A 15,631-nucleotide genomic window follows, 5' to 3' on the forward strand; every position below is an offset into this window, starting at 1 on the left:
TGATTTTCACGTTATTACAGGAGAACTTTATCCAATTCATACATCCGGTCATAAGCGCTTATCAGCTCTTCAGGCACCAGTGTCCTGCCGTAAATCCACGCATTTTTCTCAATCAGATTCTTAAGGACTGCTTTCTCTTTGTCATCCCCGTACATCAAAATCCTGGTGTCATGTTTGTTTTTCTTAAAGTCCAGATAATAACCGAGCACGCGGTAAAGGACAATCCGGACAAGCTCCTCCTCCGGTACCCTGATATTCAACTTCGCTATATATCCATTGATCTTCAAATAATTAAATCTGATTGTATTATGGGATACGTTATAACTCATCGGCACAGTGAGACTGTTGTTCGCTTCGTAGTTGATCTTCAAGCTGTGCTGAGATAATGTCTGCTGGATGATCTTCTCAATATTCCATATGTATAGCATTTTGTATCACTGCCCTTCAAGAACTTACTAATCAGTATAAGAACTTATGCAGGTTTGGTCAAAGATCTAACTGTGAACATGGAAAGCGGCCATGCAATATCTGGTTGTCTCGGGTGATCTGTATCCGGGAGCCGCCGGGATGCTATAATGTGTGAACCGGAGACCTAAGAAAAGAGGTGCAGTTATGGATATCAGACACTTAAAATATTTCATTGAAGTGACGAGGCTTAGAAGTTTTACCAAGGCAGCGGATCACTTATTTGTGACCCAGCCCACCATCAGTAAGATGATCAGGAATCTTGAAGAAGAACTTGGGGTGGAGCTGTTCGACCGCTCGCGGAGGCAGCTTGTGCTGACCGATGCCGGAAGGGCGATCCTGCAGCAGGCGCAAACGATCGATAAAGCATTCGTGAACATCCAGCATGAACTCGATGACCTGATCGGACTGCAGAGGGGGCATATCAGGATCGGGCTGCCGCCGATCATGGATGCCGGTCATTTTATCCGTGTGCTTGGGGAATTCCACAAACTGTATCCACGCATCACGTTTCAGCTTATCGAAAACGGGACGAAAAGGATAGAAGAAGACATCATGTCAGACCAGTTGGATGTCGGGATCGCCGTCCTTCCTGTGAGCGGCGATGATTTTCATCATTTCTCCTTCATGAAAGAAGAACTCCTGGCAGTCATTCCTCCAAGCCATAAGTTCGCCATCAGAAAACAGATCAAAATGGAAGAATTGGAGGAAGAATCATTCATTCTTTTCAACAAAGATTTTGCACTGAATGACCGGATCAAAGCAGCGTGTAAAGAAGCCGGTTTTATGCCGCAGGTCGTTTCCGAAAGCTCTCAGTGGGATTTTATCGGGAAGATGATCGAGGCGGAGCTGGGGATTTCCATTTTGCCTGCCAGCGTATACAGTCTTCTCAAGGAGGACCTCACCGCAATCAAAGTGGTGAAACCTGTCATTGAATGGGATCTTGCAATTATATGGAGAAAAAATCAATATTTATCTTACGCGACTGCCGAGTGGCTGAAGTACACCCAGGGCAGGCTGATGGGAAGCATCTCTGAATAAAGGGATGCTTTTTTTATTCAAATAGTAAAAAAATTCATCATGATCTTCCAGATATATACGTTGATACCAATTGGATGAAAGCATTCTCATTGATGATATCTATGCCAGTGATAAAGAACATTCATTTCACTTATAGAACACTCAGGCGTACACTTTGGGTATCAAACGTTTGAAATACCAATTCACACAGAAGGGATTGTTCACCATGAAAGAAGCCAAGCATCCTAAAGAAAGTCTGGTCGTCAATACGGACCAGGTCATGATCAATGATCTGAATAACTACAATACATTGTTCGGGGGTGTATTGATGAAGAAGCTTGATAATAATGCAACATTATCTGCAAGACGCCATGCAAGGGTGAAAGAATGCGTGACAGCATCAACCGACTCCATCGATTTCCTTTATCCGATTCAACAATCTGATTCCGTATGCGTGGAGTCATATGTCTCTTACGTTGGAAATAAATCGATGGAGATCTTCTGCAAGGTGATCGCTGAAGACATGATGACAGGGGAAAGAAGGATGGCCGCAACAGCTTTTCTTACCTTTGTAGCTCTTGATGAAAATAAAAAACCGGTCAAGGTACCTGAAATTATCCCTGAGACAGAAGAGGAAAAGTTCCTTTATGAATCAGGGAAGGAACGTGCAGAAAGAAGACGGATCCGCCGGAAGCACAGTAAAACACTGACTGAAATCATAGGACTTGAGAAACCTTGGAACTTGGGAGGGGAAGCTTCATGACAACTATGCTTGAAAGCTTACATGATCTGAACGATGCAAAAAAAGATGTGGAATCTCTGAAGCATGAATATCCGGACTTGAACGAGCAGCTTGTTCATGTAGTCAGTCTGACGAGACAGCTTCAGTTGAAATATGGATATATGGGATCTTTATTGAGGGATAAAGAACTGCCGGATTACGAGCCGCGCTTCGTAAGGGGATCGATTCTTACTTTGTATCAGCAGGAAGTGAGAAAATTGAAAGATCATCCGCAAGTCATTCAATTGAAGGAACTTATGAAGAAACACCGCAACATCAGTGATTCGAAACTGTTTTTGTTGATTCTTGGGGCTAAGCCGGAACTGCTTCAGGGGTCTACAATCATTAAATAGTGAGAAAAGCCGTCAGCTTAAGTAATCTGGCGGTTTTTTCTATAAATAAAAAACAAGGAAAACCACTAAGGTTTTCCCTGTTTTTCTTGGTATGGAGCATAGCGGGATCGAACCGCTGACCTTTTGGCTGCCAGCCAAACGCTCTCCCAGCTGAGCTAATGCCCCTTGTTTCAATATGTACCCCGCGTTAACGGTTATGAAAATAGTTTAATGGATAGTCTGTTTTGTTGTCAATAAGAATTCTATGCAGAATTAAATTTTTTCACTTTCTTTCATATTTAAATGGTGCATCACTATTCACCTTATTCATATCCGTATAGGAAGTCCGGCTGCGAGGATAATAATAAAAATTAATTCCCTCCGGTCGGTTTTCCGGCTATCTAAGAGAGGTATGTTAACATGGTACGATACATAATTTAGAGAGGTGACACATGAATCAGGCTACACGAGTATTTTGGTATTCACTATTTGTTTCTTTGATCGTTGTTGTATGGGGGTCTGCCGCCCCGAAACATTTGGAAAAAATCACTGCTGCATTCACACAGGGAATCCTGGATAAATTCGGCTGGTTTTATTTGCTTATTGTTATTGCCATTTTACTATTCTGCGTATATTTAATGTTTTCTCGCTACGGGAAAGTCAGACTCGGGAAGGATGGAGAAAAACCTGAGTTCAGCAACTCCTCATGGTTCGCTATGCTGTTCAGTGCAGGAATGGGGATGGGGCTTGTCTTCTGGACGACAGCAGAACCAATATCCCATGCATTCAAAAGCAGTCCGTCAGCAGAGCTGGGAACAGATGCAGCGGTAAGGGATGCGCTTAAATATTCCTTTTTTCACTGGGGCATCCATGCGTGGGCGGTCTACGGCATTGTTGCGCTGGTATTGGCCTACTTTAAGTTCAACCGGGGGGCAAGGGGTCTCATCAGTGCCACGCTCACCCCGTTATTCGGAGAGAAACGTATGAGAGGCCCATTGGGGCAAGGGATCGATGTCCTTGCTGTATTTGCGACGGTTGTCGGTGTTGCCGCTACCCTCGGGTTCGGATCGGCACAGATAACAGGAGGGCTGTCCTTTTTATTCGGCACCCCCAACAATTACACTGTACAGCTGATTGTATTGGCTGTATCGACCATTTTATTCATCTGGTCTGCATGGTCAGGCATCGGGAAAGGGATCAAATATTTGAGTAACATCAATATGGGTCTTGCCGCATTCCTGTTAGTTCTATTATTCATCGTCGGGCCGACAATGCTGATTTTGAATATGTTTACGAATACACTTGGAAATTATGCTGCGGATTTCTTTAAAATGAGCCTGCGCATAGCTCCAATGGATGCCGAGGGCAGGACCTGGATCAATGGCTGGACCATTTTTTACTGGGCGTGGTGGATCTCCTGGGCGCCTTTTGTCGGGATATTCATTGCGAGGATTTCAAGGGGCCGGACAATCAAGGAATTTTTATTCGGTGTTCTTTTGCTCCCTTCCCTTGTATGCTTCATCTTCTTCTCTGTATTTGGGGTCTCTGCCCTGCGTCTCGAGAATCTTGGGATAGCGGCCATTTCTAAGTTAAGTCTTGAGACCTCGACATTCGGGACGCTTGCTGAATATCCGCTCGGAACCTTTATGTCCATCATTACGATTTTTGTCATCGCGATTTTCTTCATCACTTCCGCAGATTCCGCAACTTTTGTATTGGGAATGCTCAGTACGGACGGCCGATTAAATCCTGGAAATCAGGTCAAGATTTCATGGGGATTGATTCAATCGATGATGGCGGCCGCCGTCGTTTATTTCGGGGGCACCCAGGGACTGCAGAATATGCTGATCATCGCAGCTCTTCCGTTTGCCCTGGTGATCATCCTGATGGGAGTCTCTTTTTACAAAGACATACGATCGGAGTTAAGATCCACGTCACATGACCAAAAACATCATACATTGAAAAAAGGCAGCTGATCTCAGCTGTCTTTTTTGGGGGAAGGGGGCTACTGTTCACAAAGATTTCCTTTTATTAAAAATCCTTTTGATGTTATAGTAGGGAAATATATTTTCTACTATAGAAAGGATTTCTATTAATGAATTATAAAATGATCGTTCTTGATTTAGATGATACATTGCTCCGGGATGACCAAACGATCTCCGGACGAACAAAAAAAGCACTGATGAAAGCTCAGGAGAACGGTGTGAAGGTGGTCCTCGCATCTGGCAGGCCGACCTATGGGATGCGCCGGGTGGCGGAAGAACTGAAACTGAATGAGTTTGGAAGCTATATTTTATCGTTTAACGGATCCGTCATCATCAATTGCAGTACGGATGACGAAATTTACAGCCGTTCATTATCAGCTGAAACAGCGCATCGATTATATGATTTAAGCAAACGTGAAGGTGTCGGGATCCTGACGTATTCTGATGATGCGATCCTTGTAGAAGAACCGAATGAATTTGCAGAGATCGAAAGCAGACTGACAGGACTGCCGGTGCAGGTGGTGCCGGACTTTAAAGAAGCGATAGACGGACCGGTCGTCAAGGCTCTTATGCTGAAAGAAGCGGAAAGACTGGTGGAAGTGGAGAAGAAGCTGCAGGAGGAATTGGACGGCGAACTGTGTGTCATGCGCTCAAAACCATTCTTTCTCGAATTTACGCAGCTTGGAGTGACAAAAGGGGCGAGCCTGGATTATCTGATCAAACCACTCGGTATCAGCAGGGAAGAAGTCATAGCCATCGGCGACAGCTACAATGATCTGGCTATGATTGAGTTTTCCGGTCTTGGTGTTGCGATGGGCAATGCACCGGAAGATATAAAGAAGAATGCTGATCATGTCACATCTTCTAATATGGAAGACGGCGTGGCTGAAGTTGTGGAACAGTTTGTACTCAAGGAAATGACACATGTGTAAAGGTTTCAAACTTTTTCTGTAAAAGCTTTACATTTGGTTAATTTTACATTTACATTCCAGGTTTACGGGCGGTATAGTTGCGGGAAAGAGATAAAGGATAAAAACAACGGAAACATCTTTCTTGTATTTATTTACAATTTATGAAGCTTCATCCACGTATCTAAAATGTAATTCATTTCGAAATAACGTAACAATCCTTGTCATTATCGTATTCCACTACAGAAGCCAACCATTTTTGTCGAATCACGGTGAAATATTTTTGTTACGAATCACACCAAAATGTTATACAGCTGAAATTAATTTCTGTTATAATACTTTCTGTTGACTCAATCTGATTTACAAAACTACAAATTTACTTTACTAAATATTAATAATAAAGGTGATGAAGTATGAACTTCTTTAAGAACCGTTTCAATGACATGCGCAGTGAGATGCGTGCTGGGAAGTTGACTTTCTTCTTTACAGTCGTCATTTTATTCTGGTTAAAAACGTATGCTGTCTATTTGGCGGAATTCAATCTTGGCATTCAAAATGTGATGCAGCAATTCATTCTATTTATAAACCCGCTTAGCTCAGCACTATTTTTCTTTGCAATTGCTCTTTTCTGGAAAGGCAGAGGACGGTACATTGCATTTATCGTCATTAATTTATTGATGTCTTTCATTCTATATGCAAACGTAGTGTACTATCGTTTCTTTAATGATTTCATTACAGTACCGGTTCTTATGCAGGCAAAAACCAATAACGGGCTCGGAGGCAGTGCCATTGAACTGATCAGTCCTGTGGATATCCTTTACTTCCTTGATCTGTTCATCATCATTGGGCTTGTGATCGCGAAGAAAGTGAAGCCTCAGGAAAAACTTCGCTTCCGTGCGGTATTTGCAGTCATGACATCAGCAGTGCTTGTGTTCTTATTGAATCTTGGTCTTGCGAATATTGATCGTCCAGAGTTATTGACACGCAGCTTTGACCGTAACTATCTTGTGAAATATCTGGGTACGACGAACTTTACGATTTATGATGTTGTACAGAACTCAAAGACACACGCTAAACGTGCCATGGCCGACAGCAACGAGGTTTCGGAGGTTGAGAACTTTGTGAAAGCGAACAAAGCGGCTCCAAACCCGGAGGCATTTGGTAAAGCCGAAGGAAAAAATGTTATATACATCTCAATGGAATCCCTTCAGTCATTTATGATTGGAAGAGAGCTCAATGGCCAGGAGGTTACACCATTCCTGAATTCTTTAGTTGATAATAAAGATGCCATGTACTTTGATAACCTGTTTCATCAAACAGGGCAGGGTAAAACATCCGACTCGGAGTTTATCATTGAAAACTCTCTATATCCGCTTCCACAGGGTGCGGTATTCATGACACATGCGAACAATACGTATCAGTCAGCACCTGCACTCTTAAAGGACAAAGGATATACGTCTGCTGTGTTCCATGGTAACTACAAAACGTTCTGGAACCGTTCAGAGATGTACCGTTCCATGGGGTATGACAAGTTCTTTGATGCAACGTATTACGACATGAGCAAACCGGAAGAACAGCTTCCTTATGGTTTGAAGGACGGCCCGTTCTTTGAAGAATCAATGCCGATGCTCGAAAGCTTGAAGCAGCCGTTCTATACGAAGTTCATCACATTGTCCAATCACTTCCCGTTTGACCGTCACGAGGAGGATGCAAACTTCCCTACGGCTGAAACGAATGATGGTGTAGTGAATCGTTACTTCCAGACCGCTCACTACATGGATAAGCAATTGGAAAACTTCGTGAACGACTTGAAAGAAAAGGGTCTTTATGACAATACGATGATCGTCCTTTACGGTGACCACTATGGTATTTCTGACAATCACAATAAAGCAATGTCAGAAATCCTTGGAAAAGAAGTCGGAGATTATGAGAGTGCCCAGCTCCAGCGTGTACCATTATTCATCCTGAATTCTGGTGCTGAAGGTGGAGTCAACCATACGTACGGCGGACAGATTGACATTCGCCCTACGATCATGCACCTTCTCGGAGTGGAGACAAAAGATTATCTAAGCTTCGGTCAGGACTTGCTTTCTAAAGAACATAAGCAGATTGTTCCTTTCCGAAATGGTGATGTCATTTCCGATAAGTATTCAAACATTAAAGGTGTCTGCTACGATAACGAAACAGGCAAGCCGGTTGAAGAAGGTAATGAAGAAGCCGCAAAAGCTTGCGAAGGCATGAGTAAAGACGCTCAAAAACGTCTCGAGCTTTCAGACAAAGTAGTTTATGAGGATTTAATGCGCTTCTATGAGCCGGAAGGATATACGCCGATCGATCGTAAGGATTATCAGTATGTCAATCCAAATCCAAAAAGCTCAGAAAATCCTGAAGCTCAGCAGCATGAAGAAAATCACGAATAATTTATTTGATCAAAAGCCAGTTCCGGTGCATTCCGGGGCTGGCTTTTTTATTGGTACTGGATGCTGGTCCGTCCTTAACCGGAGTAATTCATCATGAGTGTTTTTGATGGTTTAATGATTGTTTTTGACTGTAAGTGACAGAAAATGATTGATTTTTGAAAACGTTCTCATTATAATGAAGGTAATAAAGAATTGCAGGAGGAGCTTATGCTTACTGAGGAAAGACACCGAATCATTTTAGATTTACTGAAAGATAAGGAAACCATCAAGATTCAGGATATCGCTGAATTGACGGAAGCGTCTGAATCAACGATCAGACGGGATTTGACCCAGCTTGAACAAGGAAAGTATTTAAAAAGGGTTCACGGGGGAGCGGCGCGGCTGCAAGGAAAGCTGAAAGAATTGACGGTTTCTGAGAAAACATCCAAAAGCTTTCATGAAAAAAGCATGATCGGACGTTTTGCGGCAGGTCTTGTTGAAGAAGGGGACTGCATATTTCTGGATGCAGGGACCACCACATTAGGTATAATCGAGTTTCTTCCTGAGATTGATATCGTGATTGTGACAAATGGGTTGACTCATGTGGATGCCCTGCTCCAAAAAGGATTCAAGACGTACCTCATCGGGGGGAGCGTGAAACCGACAACAAAAGCGGTGATAGGAAGCGGCGCCATTGAATCTCTTCAAAAATATCGGTTTGATAAAGCGTTCCTTGGAACGAATGGGGTCCATCCGCAATACGGATTCACGACACCTGACCCTGAAGAAGCGCAAGTGAAGAAGACGTCAATTGAACTTTCGAGAGAAGCATTTATTCTCGCCGACGATTCGAAATTCGGTGAGATAGCGTTCAGTAAAATTGCTGATTTAAATGAGGCGGTTGTCATTACGAATGGCAGTGGGGAAGAACCTGACACGGCATATATGGAAAAAACTACAGTAAAGGTTGTGACAGCATGATATATACCTTAACCCTGAATCCATCAGTTGATTATATCATGGAGCTTGATCATTTCACGCAGGGAGGATTGAACCGGTCGGTGAAAGAAAATGCTCTGCCCGGCGGAAAAGGGATCAATGTCTCACGCGTCCTTCATGTCCTGGATGTGAAAAGTACTGCGTTAGGTTTTGCGGGGGGCTTCACTGGTGAATTCATCAAGCGGTTTTTGCAAGATGAACAGATAGAATCTGAATTTGTGGAAGTAGATGAAGTATCCAGGATCAATGTGAAAGTGAAGGCAGACGAAGAAACTGAAATAAATGGAAACGGGCCATCCATCACGAAGGAGCAGTTGGATATTCTGCTTAATCAAATTTCAGCTTTATCAGAGAAAGATACCCTTGTACTCGCTGGGAGTATACCTGCTTCCGTCCCTGAATCATTCTATCAGGAAGCGGCTTCTCTCTGTGAGAAGCGGGGAACGAGGATTATTATTGACGCTGAAAAGAAATTGATTGAACCGGTACTTTCCTTAAAGCCTTTTTTGATCAAACCGAACCATCATGAACTGGGAGAAATATTCGGTGTGGAAATCAAATCAATCGAAGACGCGGTCCATTATGGGAAAAAATTGAAAGGAAAAGGCCCTGTAAATGTGATTGTATCCATGGCAGAGAAAGGTGCTCTCCTGTTAACGGGTGAAGATGTGTATCAAGCGTCCGCACCTGTTGGTGAGCTGAAGAGTTCAGTCGGAGCGGGAGATTCAACCGTGGCCGGATTCCTTGCTGGCCTTTCAAAAGGGTACAGCATTGAAGATTCATTCCGACTGGGAACTGCAGCAGGATCGGCGACGGCTTTTTCAATCGGACTTTGCGATGAAGTTAAAGTAAACGACTTATTTAAACAAATTGAAATCAGTAAAAGATAAAAGGGAGGAAGTACAATGCGTATAACAGAGCTTTTAAGAAAAGAGACCATCGCATTGAATCTGCAGGCATCATCAAAAAAATCGGTCATTGATGAGCTTGTTTCCGTCCTTGATAAAGGCGGGAAACTTCAGGATGCGGAAGAATTCAAAAAAGCGATTCACAATCGCGAATCACAGAGTACGACAGGCATCGGTGAAGGGATTGCCATTCCCCATGCAAAAACATCGGCAGTAAAGTCACCGGCGATTGCATTCGGAAAATCGGCGGACGGAATCGATTATGAGTCCCTGGACGGAGCTCCTGCACATCTGTTCTTCATGATTGCGGCAACCGAAGGGGCGAACCAAACACACTTGGAGGCGCTCAGCCGCCTTTCTTCCATATTGATGGATGAAAGTGTCCGTAAAGCATTGGTGAATGCAGCCACGGAGGAGGAAGTTTTAGAGATTATTAATCTTCATGATAAAGAAGAAGAGCCAGCTTCCGAAGAGTCTTCCCCCAGTGAAGGGAAAGTGCTCGCTGTGACTGCCTGCCCTACCGGGATTGCGCATACTTACATGGCAGCCGATGCGCTGAAAGCGAAGGCAAAAGAGCTCGGGATTGGTCTGAAGGTGGAGACGAATGGTTCCGGGGGAGCGAAGGATGTGCTGACTGCGGACGAAATTGAAAGCGCTCCAGCCATCATTGTCGCTGCCGATACAAAAGTGGAGATGAACCGTTTTAAAGGGAAGCCTGTCATCGAAGTCCCGGTGGCAGAAGCGATCAGAAAGCCGCAGGTGCTTCTTGAAAAAGCAGTCAACAAGGATGCTCCCCTGTACAGCGGAACTAAGGGGTCGGAAGATAAAGAGGAACAGGGGGAAGAGAAAAAGCAGCGCACAGGTTTCTACAAGCATTTGATGAATGGTGTATCGAATATGCTTCCGTTTGTTGTCGGCGGGGGGATCCTGATCGCGATTTCATTCCTTTTTGGGATTCAATCCGCGAATCCCGATTCTCCGGAGTATAATGAATTTGCGGCCATTTTAAATAAAATAGGCGGAGAGAATGCATTTTACCTGATGGTTCCTGTTCTCGCCGGATTCATTGCGATGAGCATTGCAGACCGTCCAGGATTTGCCCCGGGGATGGTCGGGGGTCTGATTGCTGCGACTGGCCAGAGTGGATTTCTGGGAGGGATCATTGCCGGTTTCCTTGCAGGTTACGTTGTCGTGGGAATCAAGCGTTTAACGAAGAATTTCCCGGCCCCGCTTGAAGGCATTAAACCCGTTTTGATTTATCCGTTGCTCGGCATTTTCATTACCGGTGTCATTATGCTTCAGTTCCTGGTAGAGCCGCTGAGCACAGTTAACAGCGGGATTCAGAACTGGCTGGACGGACTGGGCACAGGAAACCTGGTTGTACTTGGGTTGATTCTTGGCGGAATGATGGCGGTTGATATGGGCGGACCGATCAACAAGGCCGCATTCACTTTCGGTATTGCGATGATCGAAGGAGGAAACCTTGCACCACACGCAGCGATTATGGCGGGCGGTATGGTTCCTCCGCTTGGATTGGCACTTGCCACTACATTCTTTAAAAGTAAATTCAAAGATAATGAAAGGAAAGCAGGGATTGCCGCCTACTTCATGGGAGCATCCTTCATCACGGAGGGGGCGATCCCGTTCGCGGCGGCAGATCCTTTCCGGGTGATTCCATCGATTGTGACTGGTTCAGCGGTTGCAGGTGCCCTGACGATGGCCTTTGGCATCGGACTGCCTGCCCCGCACGGAGGACTATTCGTCTTCCCGGTGGTCGAAGGTAATCCGTTCCTTTATCTGGTGGCTGTGCTGATTGGTTCAGTCATTACGGCCTTGATGGTTGGTTTCTTGAAGAAGCCTGTAAAATAAAAAGAACATCCTACCAGGTGGCGTTTGTCGCCTGGTTTTTATTTTTGCATTGAATGACGTTTCAACGCCTCTTCCAAAATGATTGGTTTTAAAATTGGCGTTTCAGGTTAAAAGTATACGTAATAGAAGAAAGTAAAGAGGGGACGCTTATGGACTTTTTCGAATGGGTGCCGGAACTTCCGGACGAGTATGAAACTTCCCTGATCCGCATCATGCTGATTGTGATTTTGAGCGGTCTGATCGGGATTGAAAGGGAATCAAAGAACCACCCGGCCGGATTGCGGACACATATCCTTGTGGGTGTAGGGTCTTGTTTATTGATGCTGGTTTCATTATATGGTTTTGAACCTTTCCTGGAGGAGCACCCGGAGCTGGTGGGGTTCGATCCCAGCCGAATCCCGTCTTATGTTATCTCAGGGATCGGTTTTCTCGGTGCAGGAACGATCATGGTGCATGGAGGAGTGACAGTCAGGGGACTGACCACTGCAGCGAGCATCTGGGTTGTGGCGGGTCTCGGACTTGTTGTAGGGATCGGTATGTATTATGAAGCGATATTTACGACTTTGATCATCGTCATGACCTTATTTTTCTTAAATAAATTTGAAATGTTCTATAAAGAAAGAGTCAGGCATAAGAAACTCCTGCTTTTAAGCCTTGTTGTGAAAAAAGGTGAAGGGAATATCAGTGCCATCAATGATGCGATTACAAGTCACGGCATCGAAATCACACAGTATCAGATCGAGGACGATGATGATCTTAAAGGGATTGACAGTTTTAAATATTCCCTGCTCATCCTCACCCCTGATATTGTCAACTTCAATAGAGTACTTGAAGTGGTGAAAGAACTGCCATGCATTGAAAAGATCCAGCTTCATAAGAAATGACCCCCGTGGTGTACAGGGGGTCATTTTACATTTACAGACTTTCAATTTCAACATCCTTGATCCCTTCAATCTCGGATATCCTGTAATAAATATCCGTTGTCTTCTTTCTGAAGTCAACAATGATCTTCAACTCAAGCAGATGCAAATTATTTTTCAAATCTTTAATACGGATGTTTTCAATTGCAATGTCCTCTTGTTTGATTTGATCTATAATTGCTCTGATCTCATGCTTTTCCTTGATTGTAGCCCGAAGGAATAATTCCTTTTCGCGCAGCCGCTTCGGTCCTATGAACGTGATGATCGTAGGTACGACCTCCACGGAAACGATGATAAGGATGACTCCTGCAGTTGCTTCCATATAGAAGCCGGCCCCTACCGCAATTCCGATGCCCGCCGCCCCCCAGATCATCGCTGCAGTTGTAAGCCCGGATATACTGTCATTTCCCTTCCGCAGGATGACCCCTGCGCCAAGAAATCCGATCCCTGATACAATCTGAGCTGCAAGCCGCAGCGGATCCATGGTGATGTTCACTTTTTCCGAGCCTTCGGAAATATACGCCGATTCAATGGATACGACCGTCAAAAGGCAGCTTACGATACAAATGACAAGTGAAGTCTTAAGACCGACAGGCTTCCTTTTTAATTCCCTTTCCAGCCCGATGACCAGCCCCAGTACAGCAGAGATTCCCAGCTTCAAGTAAAGTGCCGTGTCTATGAAATGCACTTGACCCCCTCCATCTCCCTTTCAACAATTGTAAAAAATGATGAATTGGTTATAGTATTCTTTCTCTCGTTTTATTAAAATGAGAACAATTGATTATTAAGGCTGAATGCCTGTTATTACCTTAAGAAAACACGGGGGTGTCTACATGTCAGATACAAAAGTAAATCCTTATCTTCTACTTGCAATCGGGGTGATTTCCGTATCAACCTCAGCCATCTTTGTGAAGGTTTCGAGCGCTCCTGCCGGGATTCTGGCATTCTACAGGCTTTTCTTCACAATTTTGTTGATGTCCCCGGTATTTTTCTTAAAATATGTGAGGGAACTCAAACTTATTACTTTAAGAGATTGGGCATTTTCCATCGTCGCCGGTATATTTCTGGCTTTTCATTTTATTCTTTGGTTCGAGTCTCTCAACTACACGTCTGTTGCAAGTTCGACGGTACTTGTTACCCTGCAGCCGCTGTTCGCATTTATTGGTGCGTATCTTTTCTTTCAGGAAAAGCTGACCGGAAAAGCGGTCATTTCCGCATTCCTTGCGGTGGCGGGCAGCTTCATCATCAGCTGGGGGGATTTCAGAATCAGCGGAGAAGCACTTTGGGGGGATATTTTAGCCTTGCTTGCCTGCGCTTTGGTGACCGGCTATCTCCTTTTCGGGCAGACCATCCGTAAAAGGCTTTCTCTGATTACCTATACGTACCTGGTCTATACAATCAGTGCAATAGTACTGTTATTTTATGCTTTAAGCCGGGGTGAGAGTCTCGGACCTTATCCAAGAGAAGACTGGGTCTACTTCCTGCTACTGGCGATTGTCCCTACGCTTCTTGGTCATACCCTCTTTAATTGGTCACTGAAGTGGTTAAGCACATCGACCATATCGATGGCGATTTTATTCGAACCCATCGGGGCCTCTTTACTAGCCTATTGGCTGTTGTCTGAAAAAATACTTCTTACCCAGGTAGTTGGCGGTTTGATCATCATTCTTGGTGTAACTCTTTTTCTAATAGAAGAAAGAAAGGTTAAGAAAATGGTACAACAAGTGAATGAGGTGAAAAACAATGAAGAAATACCGTATTAGAAAAGCGGTGCGAAAGGATGCAGAAGGAATTGCCAATGTACATATTAACAGCTGGAAAACGACGTATAAAGGAATTGTGTCAGGCGATTACCTTGATGCCTTAAATGTGGAGGAGAGAAGGGAGAGGTGGGAAGGCATTCTTGCCGGTCCTCATCAAACCTATGTATGCGTACTTCATACCGGAAGGATTGCCGGTTTCGTTTCCATAGGAAGGGAACGTGACAAACTGTATGATGGTGAACTTTATGCCATCTATTTATTAAAATAGAACCAGCGAAGTGGAATCGGAAGCGAACTGTTCCGCTTTGCGAGGGCGGAGTTAAAAGCACAGGGCCATTCCAATATGCTCGTCTGGGTGTTGAAAGAAAATCCATCCAAGCATTTTTATTACTCTTTCTGTCCTGAGATCGTCAAAGAGCAAAAGATATCAATCGGCGGAAAGGTATATGATGAAGAAGGCTTGCTGTTTGGATTATAGACGGGCATGAAGGGCACAGAAAAAGACGCAAATTGATTTGCGTCTTTTTTTATGGCTGATACTATTTGTATTATGAGAACGTGTAAGTGAAACATGAAAAAACAAATGCCATGACGACTGACAATATAAAAGTCAAACCTCTGACTGGTTTTGTGCTTTCACAGATTTTCAGTCCGGCTACATACGAGTATGCAAACAGGTAAATGGCCATAAAGTAAGAGAGGTACTGGGCTGCATCCATAACTGTCATTAACTGAAACTCCTTTCAGGGAAAGTCTACTTTCAAATATATGAAGCTTGTCCCAAAGGAAGAACAAGAAAAAAATGGACACAGAATAATTTTTTTGTAAAAATATATTGCAATAACTTTGAGGGCGTGATATATTAATAAACGTCGCTGATACAGCAACAACATTTCAGAAAAGAAATTAAAAAAAGTTGTTGACGCGAATGAGAAATATATGTTATGCTAATAAAGTCGCTTCAAACGGAGCGAAAGCAACAAATTGAACCTTGAAAACTGAACAAAACAAGACAATTACGTCAACGTTAATTCTAGATTTACCGCAACGATTTAATCGTTGCAAAAAGAGCTATTCAAACTTTTATCGGAGAGTTTGATCCTGGCTCAGGACGAACGCTGGCGGCGTGCCTAATACATGCAAGTCGAGCGGATCGATGGGAGCTTGCTCCCTGAGATCAGCGGCGGACGGGTGAGTAACACGTGGGTAACCTGCCTGTAAGACTGGGATAACTCCGGGAAACCGGGGCTAATACCGGATAACTCAGTTCCTCGCATGTGTG

The 15,631-nt window shown here is 44.1% G+C and carries 16 protein-coding genes, 1 tRNA gene and 1 rRNA gene; 14 read left to right on the plus strand and 4 right to left on the minus strand.

The window, feature by feature from the left end; genetic code table 11:
• Positions 1 to 14: 14 nt before the first annotated feature.
• Positions 15 to 428: a hypothetical protein gene (locus BHE18_RS03280; protein ID WP_071617220.1), complete on the minus strand. Its 414-nt coding sequence runs from the start codon at positions 426 to 428 to the stop codon at positions 15 to 17.
• Between the two features lie 184 nt (positions 429 to 612).
• Between BHE18_RS03280 and cidR the strand changes: the two genes are divergently transcribed.
• The 3 genes from cidR to BHE18_RS03295 all read left to right on the plus strand — a co-directional run bounded on the left by cidR (position 613) and on the right by BHE18_RS03295 (position 2,619).
• The gene (cidR, locus tag BHE18_RS03285; RefSeq protein ID WP_071617221.1) at positions 613 to 1,506 is read left to right on the plus strand and encodes a cidABC operon transcriptional activator CidR; all 894 of its coding nucleotides are present in this window, start codon (positions 613 to 615) and stop codon (positions 1,504 to 1,506) included.
• Between the two features lie 205 nt (positions 1,507 to 1,711).
• A complete protein-coding gene (locus BHE18_RS03290; protein WP_071617222.1) occupies positions 1,712 to 2,248 on the plus strand; it encodes an acyl-CoA thioesterase in 537 nt (178 codons plus the stop codon).
• Positions 2,245 to 2,619 (plus strand): hypothetical protein, encoded by a 375-nt coding sequence (locus BHE18_RS03295; protein WP_071617223.1) that lies wholly within the window; start codon positions 2,245 to 2,247, stop codon positions 2,617 to 2,619. Before BHE18_RS03290 ends, BHE18_RS03295 begins: the two co-directional genes overlap by 4 nt.
• Positions 2,620 to 2,711: 92 nt before the next feature.
• Here BHE18_RS03295 and BHE18_RS03300 read toward each other — a convergent pair.
• Positions 2,712 to 2,784: transfer RNA gene (locus tag BHE18_RS03300), tRNA-Ala, on the minus strand.
• Positions 2,785 to 3,050: 266 nt separating this feature from the next.
• Between BHE18_RS03300 and BHE18_RS03305 the strand changes: the two genes are divergently transcribed.
• The 7 genes from BHE18_RS03305 (at position 3,051) to BHE18_RS03335 (ending at position 12,550) form a co-directional block, all read left to right on the plus strand.
• Positions 3,051 to 4,574: a BCCT family transporter gene (locus tag BHE18_RS03305; protein ID WP_071617224.1), complete on the plus strand. Its 1,524-nt coding sequence runs from the start codon at positions 3,051 to 3,053 to the stop codon at positions 4,572 to 4,574.
• Positions 4,575 to 4,693: 119 nt separating this feature from the next.
• The gene (locus tag BHE18_RS03310) at positions 4,694 to 5,515 is read left to right on the plus strand and encodes a Cof-type HAD-IIB family hydrolase (RefSeq protein WP_071617225.1); all 822 of its coding nucleotides are present in this window, start codon (positions 4,694 to 4,696) and stop codon (positions 5,513 to 5,515) included.
• A 419-nt stretch (positions 5,516 to 5,934) separates the two neighbouring features.
• Complete coding sequence (locus tag BHE18_RS03315; protein ID WP_071617233.1) at positions 5,935 to 7,911, plus strand: LTA synthase family protein; 1,977 nt, start codon at positions 5,935 to 5,937, stop codon at positions 7,909 to 7,911.
• Positions 7,912 to 8,118: 207 nt separating this feature from the next.
• A complete protein-coding gene (locus tag BHE18_RS03320) occupies positions 8,119 to 8,871 on the plus strand; it encodes a DeoR/GlpR family DNA-binding transcription regulator (protein WP_071617226.1) in 753 nt (250 codons plus the stop codon).
• Complete coding sequence (gene pfkB / locus BHE18_RS03325) at positions 8,868 to 9,779, plus strand: 1-phosphofructokinase (protein ID WP_071617227.1); 912 nt, start codon at positions 8,868 to 8,870, stop codon at positions 9,777 to 9,779. Before BHE18_RS03320 ends, pfkB begins: the two co-directional genes overlap by 4 nt.
• A 15-nt stretch (positions 9,780 to 9,794) precedes the next feature.
• Positions 9,795 to 11,666: a PTS fructose transporter subunit IIABC gene (locus tag BHE18_RS03330; RefSeq protein ID WP_071617228.1), complete on the plus strand. Its 1,872-nt coding sequence runs from the start codon at positions 9,795 to 9,797 to the stop codon at positions 11,664 to 11,666.
• Positions 11,667 to 11,815: 149 nt separating this feature from the next.
• Positions 11,816 to 12,550: an MgtC/SapB family protein gene (locus BHE18_RS03335; RefSeq protein WP_071617229.1), complete on the plus strand. Its 735-nt coding sequence runs from the start codon at positions 11,816 to 11,818 to the stop codon at positions 12,548 to 12,550.
• 31 nt (positions 12,551 to 12,581) lie between these two features.
• On the opposite strand, the gene BHE18_RS03340 is transcribed toward BHE18_RS03335, so the two are convergent.
• Positions 12,582 to 13,274: an MgtC/SapB family protein gene (locus tag BHE18_RS03340; RefSeq protein ID WP_440480376.1), complete on the minus strand. Its 693-nt coding sequence runs from the start codon at positions 13,272 to 13,274 to the stop codon at positions 12,582 to 12,584.
• 145 nt (positions 13,275 to 13,419) lie between these two features.
• Here BHE18_RS03340 and BHE18_RS03345 point away from each other — a divergent pair, with 145 nt between their 5' ends.
• From BHE18_RS03345 to BHE18_RS23725, 3 genes are all read left to right on the plus strand, one after another.
• Positions 13,420 to 14,349 carry a DMT family transporter gene (locus tag BHE18_RS03345; RefSeq protein WP_071617230.1) on the plus strand — a complete coding sequence of 310 codons (930 nt, stop codon included), beginning with the start codon at positions 13,420 to 13,422 and terminating at the stop codon, positions 14,347 to 14,349.
• On the plus strand, positions 14,330 to 14,617 hold the full coding sequence (locus BHE18_RS22640; RefSeq protein ID WP_083573597.1) for a hypothetical protein: 288 nt from the start codon (positions 14,330 to 14,332) through the stop codon (positions 14,615 to 14,617). Before BHE18_RS03345 ends, BHE18_RS22640 begins: the two co-directional genes overlap by 20 nt.
• A 75-nt stretch (positions 14,618 to 14,692) precedes the next feature.
• Complete coding sequence (locus BHE18_RS23725; RefSeq protein WP_268876288.1) at positions 14,693 to 14,827, plus strand: hypothetical protein; 135 nt, start codon at positions 14,693 to 14,695, stop codon at positions 14,825 to 14,827.
• A gap of 70 nt (positions 14,828 to 14,897) precedes the next feature.
• Here the strand turns inward: BHE18_RS23725 and BHE18_RS03355 are convergent, their stop codons facing one another.
• A complete protein-coding gene (locus BHE18_RS03355) occupies positions 14,898 to 15,077 on the minus strand; it encodes a hypothetical protein (RefSeq protein WP_071617231.1) in 180 nt (59 codons plus the stop codon).
• 355 nt (positions 15,078 to 15,432) lie between these two features.
• Here BHE18_RS03355 and BHE18_RS23440 point away from each other — a divergent pair.
• Positions 15,433 to 15,631 (plus strand): 16S ribosomal RNA (locus BHE18_RS23440); the annotation flags it as partial.

It is taken from the genome of Rossellomorea aquimaris, assembly GCF_001877785.1.
GTDB classification, from domain to species: Bacteria; Bacillota; Bacilli; order Bacillales; family Bacillaceae_B; genus Rossellomorea; species Rossellomorea aquimaris_A.